This is a genomic window from Mesorhizobium sp. BH1-1-5 (assembly GCF_020165615.1).
GTDB lineage: Bacteria > Pseudomonadota > Alphaproteobacteria > Rhizobiales > Rhizobiaceae > Mesorhizobium.
Genome location: NZ_JAIUIM010000006.1, coordinates 54,431 through 77,176, shown reverse-complemented (window position 1 = coordinate 77,176; position 22,746 = coordinate 54,431). Strand labels below are relative to the sequence as shown.

The 22,746-nt window shown below is 65.9% G+C and carries 23 protein-coding genes; 1 reads left to right on the top strand and 22 read right to left on the bottom strand.

Features of this window, described 5'->3' with window-relative positions:
- Positions 1–4: 4 nt before the first annotated feature.
- From LB572_RS09910 to LB572_RS09880, 7 genes are read right to left on the bottom strand one after another with little or no spacing between them, the layout of a single operon-like run.
- Entirely contained in the window at positions 5–946 is a 942-nt protein-coding gene (locus LB572_RS09910; RefSeq protein WP_140802344.1) for an ABC transporter permease, read from the bottom strand.
- Positions 943–1,680 carry an ATP-binding cassette domain-containing protein gene (locus LB572_RS09905; protein WP_140802343.1) on the bottom strand — a complete coding sequence of 246 codons (738 nt, stop codon included), beginning with the start codon at positions 1,678–1,680 and terminating at the stop codon, positions 943–945. The genes LB572_RS09910 and LB572_RS09905 overlap by 4 nt, the downstream gene beginning before the upstream one ends.
- Positions 1,673–2,410, bottom strand: a complete 738-nt coding sequence (locus tag LB572_RS09900) for an ATP-binding cassette domain-containing protein (protein WP_140802342.1) — start codon at positions 2,408–2,410, stop codon at positions 1,673–1,675. Before LB572_RS09900 ends, LB572_RS09905 begins: the two co-directional genes overlap by 8 nt.
- A 58-nt stretch (positions 2,411–2,468) precedes the next feature.
- Positions 2,469–3,653, bottom strand: a complete 1,185-nt coding sequence (locus tag LB572_RS09895; RefSeq protein ID WP_224667601.1) for a substrate-binding domain-containing protein — start codon at positions 3,651–3,653, stop codon at positions 2,469–2,471.
- Between the two features lie 25 nt (positions 3,654–3,678).
- Positions 3,679–4,806: an extracellular solute-binding protein gene (locus LB572_RS09890; protein WP_224667730.1), complete on the bottom strand. Its 1,128-nt coding sequence runs from the start codon at positions 4,804–4,806 to the stop codon at positions 3,679–3,681.
- A gap of 20 nt (positions 4,807–4,826) precedes the next feature.
- Positions 4,827–5,987 (bottom strand): CaiB/BaiF CoA transferase family protein, encoded by a 1,161-nt coding sequence (locus LB572_RS09885; protein ID WP_224667600.1) that lies wholly within the window; start codon positions 5,985–5,987, stop codon positions 4,827–4,829.
- Between the two features lie 3 nt (positions 5,988–5,990).
- Positions 5,991–6,542, bottom strand: a complete 552-nt coding sequence (locus tag LB572_RS09880; RefSeq protein WP_224667599.1) for a MaoC family dehydratase — start codon at positions 6,540–6,542, stop codon at positions 5,991–5,993.
- 306 nt (positions 6,543–6,848) lie between these two features.
- On the opposite strand from LB572_RS09880, the gene LB572_RS09875 reads away from it, so the two are divergent.
- The gene (locus LB572_RS09875; protein ID WP_224667598.1) at positions 6,849–7,961 is read left to right on the top strand and encodes a lactonase family protein; all 1,113 of its coding nucleotides are present in this window, start codon (positions 6,849–6,851) and stop codon (positions 7,959–7,961) included.
- A 13-nt stretch (positions 7,962–7,974) separates the two neighbouring features.
- Here LB572_RS09875 and LB572_RS09870 read toward each other — a convergent pair whose 3' ends face one another.
- The 15 genes from LB572_RS09870 to LB572_RS09800 all read right to left on the bottom strand — a co-directional run bounded on the left by LB572_RS09870 (position 7,975) and on the right by LB572_RS09800 (position 22,731).
- Positions 7,975–8,331: a hypothetical protein gene (locus tag LB572_RS09870; protein WP_224667597.1), complete on the bottom strand. Its 357-nt coding sequence runs from the start codon at positions 8,329–8,331 to the stop codon at positions 7,975–7,977.
- A 233-nt stretch (positions 8,332–8,564) separates the two neighbouring features.
- Complete coding sequence (locus LB572_RS09865; protein ID WP_224667596.1) at positions 8,565–9,677, bottom strand: four-carbon acid sugar kinase family protein; 1,113 nt, start codon at positions 9,675–9,677, stop codon at positions 8,565–8,567.
- Positions 9,674–10,678: a 4-hydroxythreonine-4-phosphate dehydrogenase PdxA gene (gene pdxA / locus LB572_RS09860; protein WP_224667595.1), complete on the bottom strand. Its 1,005-nt coding sequence runs from the start codon at positions 10,676–10,678 to the stop codon at positions 9,674–9,676. Before pdxA ends, LB572_RS09865 begins: the two co-directional genes overlap by 4 nt.
- A 40-nt stretch (positions 10,679–10,718) precedes the next feature.
- On the bottom strand, positions 10,719–11,468 hold the full coding sequence (locus LB572_RS09855; RefSeq protein ID WP_224667594.1) for an SDR family NAD(P)-dependent oxidoreductase: 750 nt from the start codon (positions 11,466–11,468) through the stop codon (positions 10,719–10,721).
- Positions 11,469–11,481: 13 nt separating this feature from the next.
- Positions 11,482–12,420: a 3-hydroxyacyl-CoA dehydrogenase gene (locus tag LB572_RS09850; RefSeq protein ID WP_224667593.1), complete on the bottom strand. Its 939-nt coding sequence runs from the start codon at positions 12,418–12,420 to the stop codon at positions 11,482–11,484.
- Positions 12,420–13,295, bottom strand: coding sequence for an N-acyl homoserine lactonase family protein (locus LB572_RS09845; protein ID WP_140802320.1), 876 nt, complete (start codon positions 13,293–13,295; stop codon positions 12,420–12,422). Before LB572_RS09845 ends, LB572_RS09850 begins: the two co-directional genes overlap by 1 nt.
- On the bottom strand, positions 13,267–13,881 hold the full coding sequence (locus tag LB572_RS09840; protein ID WP_224667592.1) for a hypothetical protein: 615 nt from the start codon (positions 13,879–13,881) through the stop codon (positions 13,267–13,269). Before LB572_RS09840 ends, LB572_RS09845 begins: the two co-directional genes overlap by 29 nt.
- Positions 13,874–14,917: a LacI family DNA-binding transcriptional regulator gene (locus LB572_RS09835; RefSeq protein ID WP_224667591.1), complete on the bottom strand. Its 1,044-nt coding sequence runs from the start codon at positions 14,915–14,917 to the stop codon at positions 13,874–13,876. Before LB572_RS09835 ends, LB572_RS09840 begins: the two co-directional genes overlap by 8 nt.
- Before the next feature lie 23 nt (positions 14,918–14,940).
- The gene (gene hisD / locus LB572_RS09830) at positions 14,941–16,230 is read right to left on the bottom strand and encodes a histidinol dehydrogenase (protein ID WP_140802315.1); all 1,290 of its coding nucleotides are present in this window, start codon (positions 16,228–16,230) and stop codon (positions 14,941–14,943) included.
- A gap of 64 nt (positions 16,231–16,294) precedes the next feature.
- Positions 16,295–17,515, bottom strand: coding sequence for a sugar ABC transporter substrate-binding protein (locus LB572_RS09825; RefSeq protein ID WP_224667590.1), 1,221 nt, complete (start codon positions 17,513–17,515; stop codon positions 16,295–16,297).
- Between the two features lie 104 nt (positions 17,516–17,619).
- Positions 17,620–18,648, bottom strand: coding sequence for an ABC transporter permease (locus LB572_RS09820; RefSeq protein ID WP_224667589.1), 1,029 nt, complete (start codon positions 18,646–18,648; stop codon positions 17,620–17,622).
- On the bottom strand, positions 18,645–19,637 hold the full coding sequence (locus LB572_RS09815) for an ABC transporter permease (RefSeq protein WP_224667588.1): 993 nt from the start codon (positions 19,635–19,637) through the stop codon (positions 18,645–18,647). Before LB572_RS09815 ends, LB572_RS09820 begins: the two co-directional genes overlap by 4 nt.
- Positions 19,634–21,169: a sugar ABC transporter ATP-binding protein gene (locus LB572_RS09810; protein WP_224667587.1), complete on the bottom strand. Its 1,536-nt coding sequence runs from the start codon at positions 21,167–21,169 to the stop codon at positions 19,634–19,636. Before LB572_RS09810 ends, LB572_RS09815 begins: the two co-directional genes overlap by 4 nt.
- Before the next feature lie 98 nt (positions 21,170–21,267).
- Positions 21,268–21,483 carry a hypothetical protein gene (locus LB572_RS09805; protein ID WP_224667586.1) on the bottom strand — a complete coding sequence of 72 codons (216 nt, stop codon included), beginning with the start codon at positions 21,481–21,483 and terminating at the stop codon, positions 21,268–21,270.
- Between the two features lie 24 nt (positions 21,484–21,507).
- A complete protein-coding gene (locus LB572_RS09800; RefSeq protein WP_224667585.1) occupies positions 21,508–22,731 on the bottom strand; it encodes an MFS transporter in 1,224 nt (407 codons plus the stop codon).
- Between the last annotated feature and the right edge of the window lie 15 nt (positions 22,732–22,746).

Sequence of the window (22,746 nt, the reverse complement as noted above, 5' to 3'; positions counted from 1 at the left end):
CCGGTCAGCCTTTCCGCCTCGACAGCCGTTCCTGCACCGCCGTCAGCACCACGGCGATAACGAGGATCAGGCCATACGCGATCTGCAGCACGTAGGTTGAGACGTTGAAGGTGGTGAGCAGGCTCTGCAGCAGGAAGATATCGATGGCGCCGATCGCGGCGCCGCCTAGCCCGCCGCGCCCGCCAGCGAGGCTGACGCCGCCGAGCGCTACGGCGGCAATCGCAATCAGCGTGTAGGTCGGACCGATATTGGGGTCGGCCGAACCGATCAGCGAGGTGAGCATCAGCCCGGCGCCGGCGGCGAAGATCCCGGTCAGGACATAGGCAATCAGCCGCACCTTGGTCACCGGCACGCCAGCCGTGTAGGCGGCGCGGTCGTCGCTGCCGACGGCCATCAGCAGGTCGTAATAGGGTGTGCGGCGTATGAGCAGCCAGCAGAGGCCGATCAGCGCCAGCGGCACGATCGAGAGCGGCCCCGCCATGGCCTTCAGCCAGTCCGGCGCCGGACCGATCGGGGCCGGCAGGATGGTGAGCGTGACGCCGGTGAGGATCAGATAGGTGCCGAGCGTCGCCACGATCGGCTGGATGCGAACGATCGTGGCAAGCACGCCGTTGGCGGCGCCGACCGCCGCACCTACCAGCAGTGCGGCCGGAACGATGACCAGCGGCGACGAGATGCCAAGATTGAGGAACAGCAGTTGGATGACCAGGGCGTTGACGAAGCCCATCAGCGGACCGACGGAGATGTCGATGCCGCCGCGTCCCGCCAGGATGACCGGCGCCGAGGCGACGGCCGCGCCGATCAGGGGTGCGGCCAGCCCGAGCAGCGTGCCCCAGGACGAGGGCTGAAAGCGCGCCGGATTGAGCGCGACGTTGAGCACGAGCAGGACGACCAGCATCACCACGGCAAAGCCGACGCCGCGCAATTTGCGAAGGACCGGGCTCATGCGGCGCGTCCGAACATGGCCGCGATCACCGTGTCGGTGGTCATCTGCGCGCCCGAGAACTCAGCCGACACGCGCTGCTCGCGGAACACCAGCACCCGGTGGCAGAGAAGCAGTATCTCCTCGATCTCGCTGGACAGGATCACCAGGGCCATGCCCTCGGCGGCGAGGTCGCGGAAGACGTCGTAGAGCACGTGCCGGGTCGCGACGTCGACACCGCGCGTCGGATCGTTGAGCAGGAGAAAATTCGGCTCCAGCGCAAGGGCCCGTGCGAGCAGCACCTTCTGCTGATTGCCGCCGGACAATGTCGTTATGGCCGCGTCGGGACGCGGCGCGACGATACTGAGCCTTTGCCGGTAAGCCTCGTAGCGACGACGCCGCGCAGCGAAGCTCAAGAGGCCAAAACGGCGGTCATTCGACACGGTGGAGATGGCGAAATTGTCGAGCACCGACTGCGTCGGGAAAATGCCTGTCGAGCGACGGTCGCGCGGCAGATAGGCGATGCCGCCGGCGACGGCCTTGCGGAAGCTGGTGATCGATCCTGCCTTGCCGTCGACGGCGATCTCGCCCGCGACCGGCCGCTCCAGCCCGGCCAGAGCGCGCAGGAAGCGTTCCTGGCCATGGCCGTCGAGGCCGGCAAGACCGACGATCTCGCCTGGCGCGATGGCCTGGCTGATCGGATCGACGCCGGGCGCGATGACAAGCTCACGCACACGAAGGGCCTTTGCCTCAGCCATGCGCCAGCTCCGCTGCCGTCTGCGGCGCCATCGCCGCCAGAAGCTCGACCGGGGTCGATACGCCGCGCTCTTCTGTCTTAACGACGCGGCCGGCGCGCAGGATCGATATGCGGTCGGACAAAGCCATCACCTCGTCCATGCGGTGCGTGATGAACAGGATCAGCGTGCCCGACCCGGCCATGGCGCGCATCAGCGCGAACACCGACTCGCGGTCGGCGAAATCGAGCGCCGCCGTCACCTCGTCGAGGATCAGGACACGCGGGTTGCGGATGACGGCGCGGGCGAGCACGACAAGCTGCCTTGCGGCAAGCGGCAGCTCGCCGCATGGCCGGTCGAGATCGATCGGCGTCACCGCGAAGCGGCCGAGCGCCGCCTGCGCCCGGGCCTGTCGCTCGCCGCGCGGGACGCCTCGGCGCCAAAGCCCGTCGAGGCCAAGCAGGATGTTGTCGGCCACCGAGCGGTCGGGCGCGACCAGCACCTCCTGGAAAACCGTGGCGAAGCCGGCGGCCTGAAAGGCGGCGGGCTGCGCGCCGGGGAACGCCTTGCCGTCGAGCAGGATTGCGCCGCCATCCGGCTGCACGATGCCGGACAACAGCTTCACCAGCGTGCTCTTGCCCGAGCCGTTCTCGCCGAGGATCGTATGGATCGTGCCGGGACGGAAGGCGATTGATCCCTCGGCCAGCGCGACGGTTTCGCCATAGCGTTTGGAGACGCCTTGGACTTCGAGCATGTGTCTTTCCAAAAAGAGAGAAGCCGGCGCTCTCAAGGAGAGCCGGCTTCACGTGACATCACTTGGCGCAGGCGTCCGGCACCTTGGAATAGTCCCAGCCCTTGGTCGGCGCGGGATTGGCGAAATAGGCGTCGAGCACGTCCTCGGGCATCGGGTCCGTCGGCGGCACCGGGAAGACCGAAACGGCGTCCGGCGTCATGCAGTCCTTGTACCACTTGTCGAGCTCGGCGGCATGCACCGGCGGGATCGGGATCAGCAGCGTGTTGAGCTTCGGCTTCTGGCCGTCGAGCATGCGCTCGCCGACGCGAAACAGCGTCTGCGCCGTCCAGCCCGGCAGCACCGCATGACCCTCGAAGCGGTATTTGTCGGGATTGGCTTTCCAGTAGCCGAGCGCATCGCCGGTGATCGAGCCGGTGATCAGCGGCGCCGGCCGACCGGCTTGGGCGAAGGCCTCGGCGACGACGCGGCTTTCGCTGCCGGTGGTCCACACCGCGTCGATCGGCGCCGGATTGGTGGCGATGGCCTGCAGCACCACCGTCTTGGTGACGTTGGCCGTCCAGTTGCCGTTGACCGTGCGCGCGACCTTGAGGCCCTTGTTCTCGGCCAGCGCCTTGTCGGCTCCCTGCTTCTCCTGGACCACGATCGGATGGCCGGCGATGCCTTCGACCACCAGCACGCTGGCGTCGGGCTTGGCCTTGCCGATCGCCGTCATCATGTCATAGCCCCAGCGGGCATAGTTGGAATCGACATTGATGGCGTTGGGGCTGGTGATCGAGCCGGCCGCCGTGATGAAGGGAATGCCCGCCTTGGCCGCTGCATCCACGGCGTCGTCGAGCGCCGTCGCCGAGCCTGGGATCGAGGTGATGATCGAGCACTTCTTGTCGATGAAGGCGCGGATCTGGTTGATCTGCTGACTCGGGTCGTTGTTCGAATCCGAGACCTCGAAGCTCGACACCGTGCCGTCTGCGATGAGCCCGTCGACCAGCCGCTTCAGCTCCTTGGTGACCGACACGCGCCACGGATTGCCCTGGTAGCTCTCCGAGTGGCACCACTTCCACGGCTTGGGCGGCGGCGTGAAATTCTCCCAGGCCGAGGGCAGAACTTTCTGCGGGGCGCCGTCATACTGCGCCTTGAGATCGGCGGGCAGGCCGTCAATCACCGACTTCACGTCGGCGGCATGGGCCGCGAGCGGGATCGAGACTATGGCAGTTGCGGCGAGCATGCCGCGTATCAGGCTGGTCATTTTTTCCTCCCTTGGTGCACTGGAACTAACCGGCGATGGCCGGCGCGAAACTCTCCCGGAACAGGCGATTGATGTCGGCGACGACGCGGCGGGCGCCCTGCCGGCCGGCAAGACCTTCATTGATGCGGTCCGAGGCCCGCTGCTGGAACGCCATGTAGCCGTCATGGCGCGGGCGGACCCAGGCGCCTTCCAGCGTCGCGCGCGTGTCGCGATAGAAGTCGCCGGTCGCGGCGTTGACGGCATCGTCCTCCCAGGCCGCGGCATGGCCGGGTTGGCCGCCGGCAGTGGCGTAGGACCCGCGCTGCACGTCGCCGCTGGCGATCCAGTAGGCGAAGTCGATCGCCGCCTCGCGCGCGGCGGAAAAGGCGGAGACGGCGATGCCAGTGCCGCCGAGCGCGGAGCCGACCGGACCGTTGCCGCCGGCGACCGGCATGTCGGCGAAGGCGAGGCGATGCGGCCGGAAGCCCGCTACCGCGTAAGGAACATAACCGTAGATCAGCGGCGCGCAGGCGATGCGCGAACCGGGCTCGGCCATTTTTTCGAAGACGGCGATCGGGTCCATCGTCAGGCATGCGGGATCGACGAGCGCCGCGATCTCGCGCAGCATCTCGAAGGCGGTTTCGCCGGTCTCGCCGTCGGCAAGGTCGGCCGAGCCGTCGACCGTGCAGGGCCGGCCGAGATCGGCCGCCAAAGTGTAGAAACACATCAGCGAATGCGGGGGCCGGAGCGGCAGGAGCACGCGCCCCTGCTCGGCGAGCGCCAGCACTTCCGTCCAGATCGCCGGCGCGGTCCCGATCAGGTCGGGCCGCCAGGCCTGCACCTGGGTCGCGGCATCGATCGGGAAAGCCCATTGCCGGCCCTGCCAGGTGTAGCTCGGATAGGATCGGCCGACGCTTCCCCTGGCCAGCGCCTCGCGTTCCGCTTCGCGTCCCGGCACATCGAGCGGCGCCAGGCATTTCTCGGCAGTGATCTGACCGACATGTGGATGGTCGATGACTATCAGATCATAGGCGCGGGCGAGTTCTTCCACCGGGAAGGACTCGAAGTCCTGCAGCGAGCGCTTTTCCCATTCGATCGAGACGCCGGTCTTTTGCTGCCAAAGCGCCGAGCACGCCACCATCGGGTCGTAGCCGCGCGGATGGCTCCAGGTCATGCCCTTCAACGAAACGCCGCTCACAGGCCGAACTCCGCGCGGATCTTTTCGCTGTGCTCGCCGATGCGCGGGGCGGCGCGGTCGACCTTGGCGCGCGCGCCGTCGACGCGCAGCGGCGTGCGGGTGGTGAGGATCGAGACATTGTCCTCGCGCGTCACGGTCTGCAGCATGTCGAGCGTCTTGAAGCCGTCGCTTTGCATCAGTTCCGGCCAGGTCAGCACCTTGGCGCACCAGACATCTGCTGGCTCGAGTATGGCCAGCCATTCGTCGATGGTCTTTTCGGCGATGCGCCTGGCGATGATCGCCTTGATCTCATCGCGGGCGGTGAACCAGGTCGCGGGCTTGTCGCGGAACGGATCGAGCCCGGGCAATTCGAGCAGATCGGCAATCTTCGGGATCGGCGTCATGGCGATCGCCAGATAGCCGTCCTTGGCCGGATAGACGCCGTAAGGCGCCGAGAGATAGGCATGCGCGCTGCGGAAGGACGAACGCTTCGGCAGGCGGCGGCCGTCGTTGAGATGCGTGGTCAGCACCTCGAACTGGAAATCGATCAGCGCCTCGAGCAGGCTGGTCTCGACGTGACCGCCCTCGCCGGTGATGCCGCGCCGCACCAGCTTGGCGAGGATGCCTTGGGCGCAGGCCGCGCCCGCCAGCATGTCGGCGATGGCCAGGCCGAACGGCACCGGCCCCTGCTCCTCGTCGCCGTTCAGCCACATCACGCCCGAACGAGCCTGGGCGAGCAGGTCCTGCCCCGGGCGCTTCACCCAGGGACCGTCCTCGCCATAGCCGCTGATCGAGGCGTAGACGAGCCGGGGGTTGATCGTCCTCACATGCTCATAGTCGAGGCCGAGCCGCTCGATGACACCCGGCCGAAAATTCTGGATGAGCACATCGGCCCTGGCGATCAGCGTCCGCAGCATGGCGAGATCGGCCTCGTTCTTGAGGTCGACGGCCAGGCTCTCCTTGCCGCGGTTGATGGCGTGGAAAATGGTGGAATCGCCGCCGATCTCGGTGTCGCTGAGATAAAGCCGGCGCGACAGGTCGCCGCCGTCGGGCCGCTCGATCTTGATGACGCGCGCACCGAGGTCGAGCAGGCGCAGCGAGCAGTAAGGTCCCGACAGGAACTGGCTCATGTCGACGACGACGAGGCCGGTCAGCGGAAGTTCGGTGTCAGCGGCCACGGTTCACTTCTCTGTCTTGCCGACGAAATCGGCCGGGTTCTTGTATTTCACCGTCTGCAGATGCTCGCAGTAGAGCACCAGCTCTCCTTCACCCTTGAAGACTTCGTAGCTGGCGCGGATCAGGCCCATGTCCTGGTAGCGCGGCTTTTTGTCGAGGTTGGTGCGGATCGAATAGATGGTGTCGCCGATGAAGACCGGCTTGATGAAGCGCAGCTTATCGTAGCCGTAGGAAAAGGCGTTGATGCAGTTGGTGGCGACGAGGCCGAGCCCGGCCGAGAAGACGAAGGCGCCGGCCACCAGCCGCCGACCGAAGATGCCTTCCTTCCCGGCGAACATCTGGTCCTGCACGTAGGGATGGATATCCAGCACCAGCGTATTGAACATATGGCTTTCGCCCTCGGCGATGGTGCGGCGGAGCGAGCGGATTTTGTGGCCGGGCTGCCAGTCCTCGTAGAACCAGTTTTCCGAATTCCAGACCGGGATTTCGGCATGCGCCTCAGGCATGTCGGCCGGATGCGTCGAGGCGACACCGACGGTCGGCGAGAATGCGCTCATGATCCTCTCCGGGAGCTTCCGGCGCGGCCTGCAGAGCGGTTCCGGGCACGATGCCGAATGGCGAGATGCATGATCGCTTTCCTCCCGTGAGTTTTCTTTTGTGAATAATATTTTCACATATGGGATTGCCTTGCAAGCGATGATCGGCGAAATTTTTGGAAAGCCGGCACGGGCGGACGAGCCCCCGGCCGTGAGCAGGAAGTCGCGGGCAAGCCCACGAATGCCTGCTCAGGGATTGTTGTTTTTCGCAGGGTTCTCTTCGCAAAACCGTGGGACACTTTGCGGAACCTGCTAGGAGGAAGATCGATGCAAAGCGCCTGTCTTGTCTTTGTCGGCAGCCTCAACCGCGAGGCGCCCTATTTCCAGGGCGCGCGCGGCATCGGCCTCGGCGTCTATGCCTTCGACGAGGCGACGCTTGCCGTGCAGAAACTCGCCGAGACCAACGATGTCGACAATCCGACCTTCCTGTCGGTGACGCCGGATGGCTCCCGCATCTATGCCAATTCGGAAGTCTTTGCCTGGCGCGAGGGAACGGTCTCGGCCTATCGCTTCGAGCGCGCCACCAACTCACTCGCCTATATCAACAAGCAGCCGTCGCTTGGCAGCATCACGGCGCACAACACGATCACGCGCGACGGCAGCAAGCTTCTGGTCGCGAATTACGGCATGGGCAGCGGCGGCCCCGACAAGGCGGTCGCCGTGTTCGGCTTTGCGGCCGACGGTGGCCTGACCGCGCCGCTGGCGAGCGTGGCGCATTCCGGCACCGGCCCCAATGCCGAGCGGCAGGAGCGGCCGCATGCCCACAGCGTCACCGAAACCATCCAGGGCGGCGTCGCCATCGTCGCCGATCTCGGCATCGACCAGTTGGTTTCCTACCGGATCGAGCCGGACGGCGCGCTGGTGAAGCTCGCTTCCTCGGCGCTAGCGCCCGGCGCCGGGCCGCGTCATGTGGCGCTGCACCCGAACGGCCGCTTCGTCTTCGTCATGAACGAGTTGGACTCGACGGTCGTCTCCTTGGCGCTCGACCCATCCTCGGGGCGGCTCGAGACAATCGACACCAAGCCGGCGGTTCCCGGAGAGGCTCGCGCGCATAATCACTGCGCCGACATCCAGATCTCGCCCGATGGGCGCTTCCTCTACGGCTCCAACAGAGGCCATGACAGCGTCGCCATCTTCGCCGTAGACCAGCAATCGGGGAAACTGGAGCTCGTCGACTTCGCGCCTTGCGGTGGCGCGACACCGCGCAACCTCGCGCTGACGCCGTCGGGCAAGCATCTGTTTTCGGCCAACCAGAACGCCGACCGCATCTCGATCTTCGCCCGCGACGGGCAGAGCGGCCGGCTGACCGACACCGGCCACGCCATCGAGATCGGAACGCCGATGTGCGTGCGGATCACGCAGGACCCGCTTCAATCTTAGCGACGGGCTTTTCTCACTGGCTGACCCGGGCGAACGAGCCGGCATAGGTCTGGCCGGCAAGCGCATAGGTAACGCTGAGCGTTCCCGGCGACGGCATCGTGGCGGTGATATCCGCGCCGTTCGGCAGGCGTCCGAGCTTCAACGTGGCACCGGAAATCCTGCCAGAGCCATCGGCGACGCCCGGCTTATTGTCGGCCAGGTCGCCCCATGCATAGCTGGCCGTCACTTGCCCGCCCGAGGACACGGTCAGGACCGCCAGCTTGCCGTCATACATGCCGTTGAGCTGCCCTGCCCATATGCCGGAGAATGCGGCATATTTGGCCGGAACGCCCTTGCCGGGCGGAACGACCGCCACCGTCTGGTCCAGCATAGCCGAATTCGACGAGGCCGGAGCGGGAGCGGCGGCTGGAGCGGGTTGCGGGTGGGCAACAAGCCGTGTGTCTGGGGTCGATTGGCAGGCAAGAAGCGCGAATGCCGAAAACCCAAGCATCGCGAGGAGACTGTTTGATCGCGCACCCAGTCCGGATCGAACCCGTCTCCGCACCTGATTCCCATCCAGAATCGGAATATTCATAAGCATCCCTCTGACAGGAAGCCCTTAGCCTAGTTGCCGCCACCGGCATAGGGCTTTCCTCGGGCGCTTTCCTTTGCACCCGGCGCGAACAATCGAACGAGCAAGTTGTCGTCGCCAAACCCGCCGGATTTCGAGACGATCGCCGTTCCGTCCCACGTGCCCGCGACCATCCGGCTCATCGCAACGCCCGGCTCGTACAGTCCCTCGCAAAGAAGATGGGAGGCGGCGCAAATGCGGAGCAGCAACCGCAAGGTCCATCCGCCCGTCACCAGCACGGCTCGCGGACGCGGCGCGGTGGCCACGAGCCGCGCGAGCGAACGCTCGATCATGGCGCGCGCTTCAGGAACCGAGACCGCATTCGAGGGAGAAACCAGCATGACTGGCGGCTCGGGCTGCATAGTGCTGCCGTCCATCATGAGCGACCGCAACCCCGGAACAGCCGCGATCTGACGCAGGGTCACCGGATGGTTCGTTCCGCAAATCGCCAGATCGAGCGTCGGCGGCGACAGGCTGGCAGATGCGCGCCCGGCAAGCACCGATGCCAGCCCTCCGGCGCCGATATAGAGATCGTCGTCGCCTTCCCCGAACGCCGCGACGGCATCCGCAAGCTCCGCGTCGCTGGAAGCGTCGGCGACGACAAATCCGCCCGGCACAGCATCTTTGCCCAGCATCGCCGCCGGGATGCCATGGCTTGACAGTGCATCGACCAAGGCCGGCCCGACCTGCAACTTGCCGTCCTGCGAGATCACAAGCTGCCGCCCGTCGACCGTCACCCTGCCCATCGCCGGAAAAGCAGGGGCAAAAAGCGCCCGCCGGAACCGCCCGGCGCGAAAGACGGCGACTGCCTCCGCGATCGGGTGGCCGCGCATGACGCTGTCGATCTTCTTGAATGAGAGCACGCCCCGCTCGCGGCCGGCAAAAATCTCGGCGACGCGCCCGCAAGCCGTTGTCTCGTCGAGATCACGCGTGTCGAGGTCGATCGCATTGCCGCCGGAAATGGCGGGCGGCCGATCGAGCCAGACTTGGATCGGGTTTTCGGGCGTGGCGAAATAGCCGGCCGTGTCGAGCGCGCCGGTAATGTCGTCGGCGACGATCAGGACATCCTGCTTGCCAGCGCCGCGCCCGGTCGGGCCAAGCTTCACGCAGCCTTCTCCGCGGTGAGCGACAAGGCGTAGTCGATCGCCTCGATGAGGCTGCTTTCCCGGGCGATGCCGCGGCCGGCTATGTCGAAGGCGGTGCCGTGATCTACGGAGGTTCGCACGATCGGCAGGCCGAGCGTGATGTTGACCCCGCTCAGGCCAAGCCATTCGCCGGTCCGCGGGTCGATCTGGAAGCCGAGCAGCTTCACCGGGATATGGCCCTGGTCGTGATACATGGCCACGACCGCGTCATAGGCGCCGCCGCGCATCTTGACGAAGACGGTGTCGCCCGGGACGGGTCCATGGATATCGTGGCCGCGCGCCCTGTAATCAGCGACGATCGGCTCCGTGACGCGGATATCGTGGGTGCCGAAAATGCCGCCTTCGCCGGCATGCGGATTGAGCGCGGCGATCGCGACGCGGGGGGCGGCGATCCCCAGATGCCTCAAGGCTTCGATCGTCAGGTCGAGAACCCGGCGCATGCGTGGCTCCGTCGCCCGCTTCGGCACATCCTCCAGGGCAATGTGCGTCGTGACATGGCTGACGCGGAAGGCTCCGTGCGCGAGCATCATCGCGCTGTCGCGCGCCCCGGTCAGCGCCGCCAGCAGTTCGGTGTGACCGGGGAACCGATGACCCGCCAGGTGCAGCGATTCCTTGTTGAGCGGCGCGGTGACGATGGCCGAGGCCTCGCCCGCCATCGTGCGGCGCACGCCCTCGGCCACGGCCTCGTAGGCCTGCCTGCCGCCTTCCGCGGAGACCTGGCCGATTGCGACAGCGGAACCCTCGATCGGCCAGATGCCGAGCGGCTCGTCAGCTTGCGCGACGGCGGGCAACGGCAGACCGAGCGACCGCGCCGCCTCGCCCAGCACCGACAGCGACCCGATTATGCGCAGCCGAAACGCGCCGGTTTCGAGTTGCGGCGCGAAATGCCGGCCGGCCTTGAGCGCGATCTCTGGCCCGACGCCCGCCGGATCGCCGACGGTGATGGCAATCGTTGCGGTCATTCAGCTCTCTCCAGGGGCCGTGCGGGCGTTGAAGACACAATCACGCCAAAGGCCGCCCGCCGTCGACCGGAATGACAACACCCGTCGCGAAGCGAAGCTGCGCCGCGGCCGCCAGGACCGCCTCGGCGACATCGTCGGGCGTGCCCAATCGCCCGAGCGGCGTCCGGCTCGCCTGTTCATCGCGCCAGGATTCGTCGCGGCCTTTGATGAAATCGGTGTCGACGACGCCGGGCGAGACCGACACGACCCTGATTTTCGGCGCGAGCGCGCGCGCCAGCGACTTGGTCAGGTTGTCGACCGCGGCCTTGGACGCGCAATAGGCGATGTTGCTGCCCATGGCGGTTACGCCCGCGATCGACGAGATGTTGACGACGACGCCGTCGCCAGTGCGGTCGAGCAATGGTCGCATCGCCCTTGTCGTGGCGATGACGCCACGCACGTTGACGCTGAGGATGCGGTCGATCAACGCGTCGTCCAGGCTGTCGAGGTCCGGATGCGGGACGAAGCGGGTTATACCGGCGCAATTGACCAGGATATCCAGCCGCCCGAACCTCTTGTCGATCTGGCCGGCCAGCCGCGCCAGGCAACCGCTCTCGGTGACGGCCGCCTCCGCGGCCATGTGATCGCCGGGCGCCAGCGTCGAGACCAGCGCTTCGGCCGCCTGGCGCGAGCTGTTGTAGCCGATGACGACCGAGGTCCCTTCCTGCGCCAGCCTGGATACGATCCGCGCCCCGATACCGCCGGTCCCTCCGGTCACCAGGGCGACCTTGTCTTGCAGCATTGCCGCCATGGCCGTCTCCGTGTCAGACGCCGGTGCGTCGCTTGTGGGCGACCAGCGCCATGAGATTGCGGTCGCGCCAGGTGCTGCGTTCGCCAAGCTGGGATAGCTCTAGCTTTTCGCGACGCTCGGCTTCGGCCTTGGCGATAAGCGCTTCGGACCACGGCGCCGGATCGCGCCTTGCCAGCGCGATCGCGTGGTAGAGCGGTCCCAGGCGTCGCGCATAATCCGCGATGCCGCCCGGCGCGTTGAGGTCGATCGTCTCGAACGGTCCCATGAAGGACCAGCGGTAGCCGAGCCCGTGCGACACGGTCAGGTCGATGTCGGCGGCACTTGCGACGCCTTCCTCCAACAAGGCCCAGGCCTCGTTGAGCAAGGCCCCCTGCAGCCGGTTGAGGACAAAACCGTCGACCTCCTTGCGCACGACGATGGCGGCCTGGCCCGCCTGTTCCATCTGCGCCCGCAGCCAGGGCAGGACGTCGGCGTCCGTCCAAGGCGCCGGAACAAGCTCGACCAGCGGGATAAGGTGCGGAGGGTTGACGGGATGCGCCACGAGGAAGCGGGCCCGATTGATGCATTGTTCCGTGAAGGCCGAGGCGGGAATGCCCGAGCTCGAACTGCCCACGACCGCGTTCGGCCGCATGGCCCGGTCGATCTCGAGGCAGACGGCCTGCTTGACGTTGCGCCGTTCGAGCACGGATTCCTGGATATAGTCGGCGTCGGCGACCGCGGCCTCCAGCGTGTCGGCCACGCACAGCCGCCGCATGACGGGATCGATGGCTTCGACCAGCCCGGCCTCCTGCATGTCGGCAAGACTGGCGCGGATCCTGTCGATCACCGCAGCACGGATCTCGGCGCTGCCATCGTAGATGACCACGTCATGCCCCGCCCGGGCGAAGACGATCGCCCAGCCGCGGCCGACAAGCCCTGCCCCGACGATAGCGACCTTGCGGATTGCCTCCATTACTGCACCCGCGATTTCTCGCCGTCCGCGAGGCAAATTTCGGTGATGCGCAGCCCATCCTTGGTGATGCGCGACGGGAAACGGTCCTTCAGCCGCTCTTCATGGATGGGAATGACGCGGCGCGCCTCGTAGTTCACCTGCTTCATCATCTCTTCTGTCGCCAGCACGAGATTGGTCTGGCTGCCGACCGCAAGCCCCACCGGGACATAAAGCGTCTCGACATCGACGGCCGCGCCCGAGCCCTCGATATTGTCGAAGACATAGACCAGATCGCCCGCCAGCACCCAGGTGTCTTCCTTGCCGTTGCGCACGGTGACCCACATCGAGCCATAGGTGTGGCTGTCGAAGGCGGGATTGAGGTCTACATTCGGCAGCACGTCCTGCCTGGCGCCATCGAGCGTCACCAGCCGCTTCTGGCGGGCAAGATCGACGCCGCGCACGATATCGCCCGGGTCGACGGCGACGTTCATCCAGCGCATGCGGTCAGGCAGCGACATCGCCCAGACCCATTTCGCGATCTCCTTCTCCTGGATGTAGAAGGTCGCCTTGGGGAAGTCCTCGACATTGCCGAAATGGTCGAAATGGGCGTGGGTGATGAAGACCGTGTCGACATCCTTCGGCGCCAGGCCGATTTCGCCGAGGACGATCTCGGGCGAGCGCCAGTTCTCGACGCCGAACTTGTCGCCGAGATGCTTGCCGTAGTCCTTGTTGTTGTAGCCGACATCGACCATGGCGACGTGGCCGTTGCCCTTGATCAGCGCATAGCAATAGGGAAGCTTGACGTAGCCCTGGTTGTGGGCGCCGTAGAGCACGCCGCTCTTGTGGTAGTTGGTGACGTAGCTGTACTCAAGCACCCAGATCGAATATTGGCCCATCGTTTCCTCCCTGATGTCGCCAGCGCTGCGCGCAACTGCAGCAGGCATGATTGAAATCGACCGGCGTCATGGCGGCGCGCGGTTCCGACGCCGCCTGCAGCCAGGCATAGGCGTGCTTGATCCTGTCTCCTGCACGGTCGAGGTGCTGCTGCCAGTCGCGGCGCAGCCGGGCCAGACCGAAATCGTCGAGCACTTCGCCGAGCGTGGCGTGGGCGGTCTCCAGGCGGGCGAGGTGGCCCTCCAGGCCGCCCGGCGCCTGCAGGGCGCCCAGGCGCTGCTCGACCTCCGCCCAGCGCTCGCGTGCCGCCGGGATATCCGGCAGGTCGAGCACATCGCGGCGGCCGCCGGCCTCGGCCAGGACCAGCAGGCCGGCGACCTGCCCGATCAGCCGGCGCAGCCCGTCATAGATGGGGCGGGCGGCGACCACATAGCGGACGACGGCCTCGTTGGCCGCAGGATCGTTCTCGATCGCCTGCTTGGTTTCGCCGCTTTCGGCATCCGACGGCGGCGCCGCGATCAGCTCGCAGTCGTAGCGGTGGATGGTGACGGCGCGCTCGAAGAAACGCTTGGCGGACATGTCAGCCATGATGCCTCCGGCGCGTCGTCGCCCGCTCGATCACGGAACCTGGCGGTATCATCTGCACCACCGGCTCCTTGCCGGCATTCGTGCCAAGCTCCCTGGCCAGCGAGACCGTCGCCTCCAGCATCTTTTCGATGGGCTGCTGGACGGTCGTCAGCCCGTGCGAGGGCCAATGAGCCATCTCGATGTCATCGAAGCCGACGATCGAGATGTCTTCGGGCACGCCGAGGCCAAGCTCCCGCCGCACCCCGTCGAGGAAGCCGATGGCGAGAATGTCGTTGGCGCAGAACACGCCGTCTGGCATCTCCTTGAGATCGCGCAGCTTGCGAGCGGCCTCATAGCCGGCGTGGTAGCTGAACTGCCCCGCCTCGATGACGACGGGCGCGGCAAGCCCCCGTTCGACCGCGCGCTCGCTGAAGCCGCGGTGACGGGCGACATTGGTCGAGGCGTCAGCCAGCGCGGCGATGTAGGCCAGGCGCCGGTGACCGGTGTCGACCAGATAATCGGCAATGCTGCGGCCGCCGAGGATGTTGTCGCAGGAGATGCCGAAGGCGTGGTCGTCAGCCGACAGCCGGTTGAAGAAGATCACCGGCGTGCCGGCCTTGCGGCATTCCTGCGCGGCTTCCGAGGACAAGGTCGCCGCGAGGATGATGGCGAGGTCGGGCTGGTAGTTGAGGAGCAAGCGCAGCGCCTGGTCGACCTCGCCCGACTGGTCGGCCGCGACCAGCATCACGTTCATGTCGATGGCGCGCAGCTCGGTGGTGAGCCGGGTCAGCACTTCCGGATAGAACGGGTTGGTGATGTCGGCGACGACCACGCCGACGATGCGCGTCTTCTTGGTGATGAGGCTGCGCGCGAAGGGGTTTGGCGAATAGCCGATCTCCCGCGCGCGGTTCAGCACCACGTCCCGGGTGTCCTTGGCGATTACGGCATCGGCGTGGAAAGCCCTGGAGACGGTCGAAACAGACATGCCCAGATCGCGCGCCAGATCCTTTACGGTCACGCGGGGCTTGCTGTTCTTGTTGCGGGCGACGATCGACATGAAAACTCCGTTGGCGCGCTGCCTTAGGCCTCGTTGCGACCCCCGTAGCGGCGGACCCGGATGTTGGCCTGCTCCGCATGCCCGTAGAAACCCTCGAGGGCACACAGGCGCGAACAGTATTCGCCGATCATGGCGCTCGCTTCGTCGGTCAAGACGCGCTGATAGGTGCAGGTCTTGATGAACTTGCCAACCCACAAACCGCCGGTGTAGCGGGCCGCCTTCCTGGTCGGCAGCGTATGGTTGGTGCCGATGACCTTGTCGCCATAGGCGACATTGGTGCGCGGCCCCAGGAACAGCGCGCCGTAGTTGCGCATGTTGTTCAGGAAGTAGTCGGGATCGCGCGTCATCACCTGCACGTGCTCGGAGGCGATCCGGTCGGCTTCCGCGACCATCTCCTCGTAGGAATCGCACACGATCACCTCGCCATAGTCGGCCCAGGCCTTGGCGGCGATCTCGGCCGTCGGCAGCACCTTCAGCTGGCGCTCGATCTCCGCCATGGTGTCGCGCGCCAGCTTTTCCGAATTGGTCAGAAGCACCGCCGGGCTCGTCGGGCCGTGCTCGGCCTGGCCGAGCAGGTCGGTCGCGCAGATCTCGCCATCGACGCTGTCGTCGGCGATCACCAGCGTCTCGGTCGGGCCGGCGAACAGGTCGATGCCAATGCGGCCGTAGAGCTGGCGCTTGGCCTCGGCGACGAAGGCGTTGCCGGGACCGACAAGCATGTCGACACGGCCGATGGTCTCGGTGCCGAGCGCCATGGCGCCGACGGCCTGGATGCCGCCCAGAACGTAGATCTCGTCGGCGCCGCCCATGTGCATGGCGGCGACGATGGCCGGATGTGGCCCGCCCTGGAACGGCGGCGCGCAGGCGATGATCTTCTTCACGCCAGCGACCCTTGCGGTGACCACGCTCATATGCGCGGAAGCGACCATCGGATATTTGCCGCCCGGCACGTAGCAGCCGACCGTCTCGACGGGGATGTTCTTATGGCCAAGCACGACACCCGGCAGGGTTTCGACCTCGAGATCCTGCAGGCAGGCGCGCTGCTTCTCGGCGAAATTGCGGACCTGCGCCTGGGCGAAGCGGATGTCCTCCAGATCCCTCGCCGAGACTTTGGAGATGGCCTCTTGTATATCGCTGTCGCTCAGCCGGAAGCTCTGCGGCGACCATTTGTCGAAACGCTCCGACAGTTCCCGGACGGCGGCGTCGCCCCGTTTCTCGATATCGGCGAGGATCGTCTCGACGGTCGTGCGAACAACCGCGTCGCCCTGGGCGACAGCCTCGGGATCCCTGCCCCGCTTCAGAAAGGTCGGCATTTTCTCATCCTTGTCTTGGGTGGGATGGACGGCAGGATGCCGTCCATCTGTCGCATTGCGATCGTCAGGGCTTAACCGTCGGCTCGATCTTGGTGAGCTTGTATTCGTCGGCCGGGGCCTTGCAGGACGAGCAGTTGATGCCGGGCGCGTCGGGCGCCTGCTTCACATCGGCCGGCAGCGGCTGGATCGTCGCACCCGGCGTCGGCTTGCCTTCCAGCGCCGACTGCAGCGACAGTTCCGGCAGGAGCTCTGGATTGAAGACCTCGGTGACGAAGGAAGAGGGCACCTTGTCGGACGGAAAGACGTTGCAGCCATCGGCGAAAGTATCGCCCTTGCAGGGCTTGACCTGATCGGCCGGCACCCACGGCAGCGGGTACTCGATGTTCATCGGCTTCAGCTCGCGCTTCTTGGTCAGGATCTCCATCATCAGCTTGAAGGCATAGCCGGAGGTCGCGGGCGGCGAGCCGGCCGAGACGCCCTTGAGGCCCATGCCCTGCATCTTCGGATCGGCCAGACCAAGGCGGAAGCCGTCGGAGTTCTCGCCGGTCATCGGCACGAGCTTGTTGCCCTTGTCGAGCTGCGCCTGGATCGCGCCGTATTCGCCGGCCTGGGCCCAGATGCCGTCGACGTCCGGATGCGCGGCGAGCGCCTTGGCCGTCTCCTGCTGCGTGGTGCGGTCGTCCCAGTAGGAATAGTATTCCGCGACAACCTTGATGCCGGGATATTGCTTGAAGATGTGCATGGCGCCGTCGGTGTGACGCTTGTCGACCGAGTTGCCCGGAACGCCGCGGCTCAAGAAGATGTTGCCTTTGCCGCCGAGGATGTTGACCAGCGCCTGGGCAGAGTTCTCGCCGAAACCAGCGGTGATGTAGCTGACATTGTAGGCGCAGGGCTCGGTCACCGTCGCGTCGTACATGAAGAAGAGCACGCCCTTCTGGCAGCCGCGATGGATGGTGCGGTTCAGCGCCGTCGACGAGATCGGGAAGCTGATGATGCCGTCGGCGCCATCCTGGATCATGCTTTCATAGGCGGAGATCTGCGCCTGCGGATCGGTGCCGGAGATGACCTCCTTCAGCTCCACCGTCTTGTCGTAGGGCGGCGTCTGCGCCAGCGCCTTGACGATGTTGGCGGCCTCCGACTGCCACGAGTTGCCGCTGTAGCTCAGCGACAGATAGACCTTGAGCTTCTTGTCCTGCGCTTCGGCATGGTCGACGACCGTCGCCACGCCCGCGGTTGTGGCAAGCGTCAGCGACGCGGCCAGTCCCAGTCTTTTCAACAGCTTCATTTCCATTAACCTCCCTTTGGAATTTGGCCCTTTCAGGTGCCGGACCAGAGCTTGTGAGAACGTTCTCACAATTGGACAAAAAGCATTGGCATGCGGGCGCATGGTCATTTCCTTCGCGTCAGCATCCGATTTCCGATGTGGGTCAGGAACTCGCCCCGCAGCAGCAGCAGCGCCCCGACGATGATCGCGCCCTCGATGATGGTGCGCCATCCTTCACTCAGCCCGATGGCCGAGATCATCGTGCCGAGCGTCGTGAGAAGGATCGCGCCGCCGACCGTCCCGATGAAGGTTCCGCTGCCGCCGAGGATCGAGGAGCCGCCGATCACGACGGCGGCGATCGACGGCAGCATGTAGCTGTCGCCCATCCTGAGCGTCGCGCCGTTCGAGTAGCCGACCAGCATCATGCCGACGAAGCCGGCGCAGGCGGCGCTGATGGCATAGGGAACGAGCTCGAGCCGGTTGACGCTGACGCCGGCGATGAGCGCGGCGTTCCTGTTGGTGCCGAGCGCGCGCAGCCGGCGGCCGAGCGCGGTGAAGTTCTGCAACAGCCAGCCGAGCACGATGAAGGCGAGGGTGAAGTAGATGACCACCGGCACGCCGAGGAACCACGCCTTCATCAGCCACAGGAGAGCCGATGGCGAACCGCCGCGCGGCGTGCCGCTGGTATAGCCGAGCGCCACTGAGGCGACGACGATCGACGTCGCCATCGTCATGATGAAGGGCGGCACCTTGAGCCAGACGATACCGATGCCGCTGACCGCGCCGACCATGGCGCAGATGACCAGGATGGCGGGCAGCATGTACCAGATGCCGGCGTCGCCCGTGCCGATCCAGGTCGTCGTCAGCACGCCGCCGAGCGTGATCAGGGCGGGGATGGAGAGATCCAGTCCGCCGATCAGAATAACGAGGCCTTGGCCGAAGGACAGGATGATCAGGAACGAGGCGAGGATCAGCACCGTGAGCACCTGGCTCCAGGAGCCGAGCGCTGGGCTGATGAATCGGGAGCACACCACGAGCACGATGCTCAGGCCGAACACGACAAGCGTGTTCACCGTTTCCCGGTCGAGCTTCTGCCTGCCGCGCTGGTCGGAGGAGGCGTCGAAAGGCATCGCTATGTCCTTGTGCGCGTTCACCGGGCTTCGTCCTTCTTGAGCAGGCGCGCCACCGTGTTGCCGAAGACGATCGCAAGCACCAGCACGAAGCCCTGGAAGATGCCGGTGTAGAAAGACGACACGCCGCCCGAGAACAGCACCTTCTGCAGAAGCATGAGCGTGCCGGCGCCGAGGATGGAGCCGACGAGGCTGCCGCGGCCGCCGCTGAGCGGCGTGCCGCCGAGCGCCACGGCGGCGAAGGTGAGCATCAGGAACGGCGTGCCCGCCGTCGGATTGCCGGTGGCGGTCTGGGCGCTCAGCATGAAGCCGGCGACGCCGTAGAGGATGCCGGCGCCGACGAAGGCGGTGATGCGAACGCCGGAGACGGCGACGCCGGAGAAACGGGCCGACTGCTCGTCGGCGCCGATCGCATAGAGGCCGATACCGGTGTTGGTTCGCCGGAAGGCCAGCCACAGCACGACGGCGGCGACCAGGAACAGGCCGGCGATCGGAACGACGCCGAAGAGCGTATCGGTCAAGGTGTAGGTGACGAAGTCGGCGACCATACCGCCGGGCGCGTCGAGAATGACCAGCGCCAGTCCCTGGCAGACGATCATGGTGCCGAGCGTCGCCGCGATGGTCTGAAGTCCGAGCCTGGCGACCAGGATGCCGTTGATCATGCCGACGAAGGCGCCAATGGCGCAGCACATCAAGAGGCTGACCAGCGCCCCGCCCGGACCGTCGAGCGGATAGACGGCCATCAGCACGTTGGTGAGCGAGACGACGCCCGCGACGGACAGGTCGAAGCCGCGGCTGATGACGACCAGCGTCTCGCCCGCCGCCGCGAGCGCCAGCGGCGTCGAATTGTTGACGAGGTCGGTGAATGTGTAGACCGAGAGCGCATCGGGCTGCCAGAACGCATAGAGCGCGTAGAGCAGCACATAGATAAGCGCGACGATGCCGGTGCCGCTGATGACGGCGCGCCAGAAGGGCGAGCGGCGGGGTGCCGTATTTGCCGCTATCGCGCTCATGCCGCCACTCCCGTCTTCGTGCCCCGGGCATGGCCGATCAGCGCGCCGACGATCGTCTGCTCGTCGATCGCGTCGCCCTGGTATTCGGCGAAGATGCGGCCGCCATAGAGCACGATGCAGCGATGGGCGAGATGGACGAGTTCCGGCAGCTCGGACGAATAGAAGAGCACGGAACCGCCATCGGCGGCGAATTTGCGGATCGCCTCGTAGATCGACTGCTTGGTTCCGACATCGACGCCTCGCGTCGGATCGAAGAGCAGCAGCGTGCGCGCGCCGGTCATGATGACGCGCGCCAAAAGCGCCTTCTGCTGGTTGCCGCCGGACAACTCGTCGATCTTGAAATGCAGGTAGCGCTCCTGCAGGTCGACCGCCGCGGCGGTTTCGCGCGCGACGCGACGCTCACCGGCGGGCCAGACGATGCCGCCCCGCGCGATGCGGGAGATGATCGGCAGCACCATGTTGCTGGCCGTGGTGAGGCCGGCGAGGATACCTTCCGATTTGCGATCCTCGGGCAGATAGGCGAGGCCGTTGCCGAAATGGAGCGCGGCGCCCGGGCTGGCGATCTGGGCGCGCACGCCGTCGATCTCGACACTTCCGCCCTTGGCCTTGGTAAGTCCGATCAGCGTCCTGAACAGGTCGCGCTGGCCCTGCCCTTCGAGCGCGGCGATGCCGACGATCTCGCCCTGCCTGACATTGAACGACACGTCGCTCAGGATGCCGCCCGAGAGGCCTTTGACGCCGAGCGCTATGGGCGCGGCATCGCCCGTCGCCGGCAACGCGTTGACGGCCTCACGCGCGCTGCGGCCAACCATCATCTCGAAGATGTTTGCGTCGGAGGCGCCCGAAAGCTCGACGGTGCCGATGCTGCGGCCGTTGCGCAAGATGGTGGCGCGCGAGCACAAGGTGCGCACTTCGCCGAGGCGATGGGAGATATAGAGGATGGCGGTCTGCAGGGCCTTTTGCCGGCGCACGAGCTCGAACAGCCATTCCACGTCGGCCAGCGCCGCCGTCGGCTCGTCGAGGATCAGCAGTTTCGCGGCATGGGTGAAGGCGCGGACGATTTCGAGCCGCTGACGGTCCGACAGCGAAAGCACGCCCACCGGCGTGTCGGGATCGAAATGCGCGAGACCATAATCCTGGAGGATCCTGCCGGCGGAAGCCATGGCCGTGCGGTGCGAGGCGAGGCCGAGCATGCCCCTCGGCATTTTCGGCAGCATCAGATTCTCGGCGATGCTGAGGTTGGGCAGCAGGCTGAGTTCCTGGAAAGCGGTCGCCACGCCTTGCGTGCGCGCATCGACGATGCCGTGCGGCGTATAGGGTGAGCCTAAGATCGACATCGATCCGCTGTCCGGCCTCACCACACCGCTGAGGATCTTCACGAGCGTCGACTTGCCGGCGCCGTTCTCGCCCAGCAGCGCATGGACTTCGCCCGGACGCAGGTCGATGGAGACGGAATCGAGCGCGACGGTCGGCCCGTAGGATTTCGCAATCTTGGCGATGCGGACGGCTAGCCGCGTCTCGTCGGTGCTCATACCTCCTCCCAAGGTAAGGTCGCAGCTGCGGTGAGAACGTTCTCTGAGAACGTTCTCACCGTTTCACAAAGCGATGTTCGTTGTCAACGGGGATTCCATCACAGCTGCGAGATGATCGCTTCGATTGCTGACGAAGGACCGCGAATCTCCCGCGCGTCGTTCAGGCGTTTCGCGAAACGATGGTCCAGGCTTGTAAAGGGCAGCGGACTATTTTCGGCCGCCGGAAAACTCGTGGTCGGAGAAGGACTGTTTGGTGGAGCCAATCTCCGCAAAAAAATCAAATCCGGAGAGTTATCTATGGTGAGCTTGAACACGCTCCCGCTCTTAGGACTTTCTGGCTAGGTCCCGGTCGAACTCCCGCCATGCACCTGAACCAGCATGGCGGCTCGATGCCGAAAGATTAGCCAGCCCAAGGCACACGCCAGCCCGACATTCAGCAGCGCCAAGCCAACCAGAGCAGCAAGCGTGCCGTGAGCGCCGACATGCTCCAACAACAACGCCCCGACCGACGGCGCTGCTGCCTGAGCAATCAAGCTGGGCATGGCGAGACGTCCCATCATCCTCGCGTATCCCGCAGCGCCAAACAGGGCGAGCGGCAGCGTGCCTCGCGCTATCGTTTCGAGACCGATGCCGGCACCGTAGAACGCCAGCGCCACAGGCACCATCGGAACCCCGACCCAGAGCGCACCAATGCCGATGGCCACGAAGCTCACCGACGCGAACTTGGTCCAGATTGGATGATGGTAGCGGGCGATGACCATCTCGACGGCACGCGCCGACACCTGAGCCGGGCCGACCAGTGCCCCCAGCCCAACGGCGGCGGCGAGCGCCATGCCGCTGGCCTGCAAGATGGTGAGTAGATGAACTGACACCGTCGACGAAATGACCGCCGCCAAGGTCAGCGTGGCAGCCAGGACGACCATGATCGGAACTGAGGCCGGCTGAACGGGAGTGCCAACCTGCGCCTTCCCCGGTCGGTCTGGGACGCCGGGCAGCGGCACCCCACGCGGCAACATTCCGAGATAGAGGGGCAGGGCGAACAACAACTGGACCGAAGCATAGACGAGGCATGTGCCGCGCCAGCCCGTCTCGCCCATCAGGCAGGCCGAGATCGGCCAACAGATCGTGCTGGCGAAGCCGCCGAACAGCGAAAGGGTTGTGATAGCCGAGCGCGCGCTATGCCCGTAGAGCCGGCCGAGGGTCGCGAAGGCGGCATCGTACAAGCCTGCCCCCATCCCAAGTCCAACAACGAGCCAAGCAGCGATGTAGGCGAAGAGGTTCGGCGAGGCAGCGAGCCCTATCTGGCCGACGCCGATGCAGCCGGCGCTGAACGCAAGGACATTCCGGCCGCCGTGGCGCTCAATGGATGAGCCGACGCGAGGTGAAATCAGCCCGGCGACGAGCAGGCCGAGCGACAATCCACCGACGACCCAAGGCAGTGGCCAGCCGGTGTCGGCGGCGACCCTCGGTGCAATGACCGCCGGCAGATAATAGGTCGACCCCCAGGCCATGATCTGGGTCAGTCCGAGGACGGTGATGATCGTTCGGCGGCTGCGTTCCATCGGGGCGTGATGCGA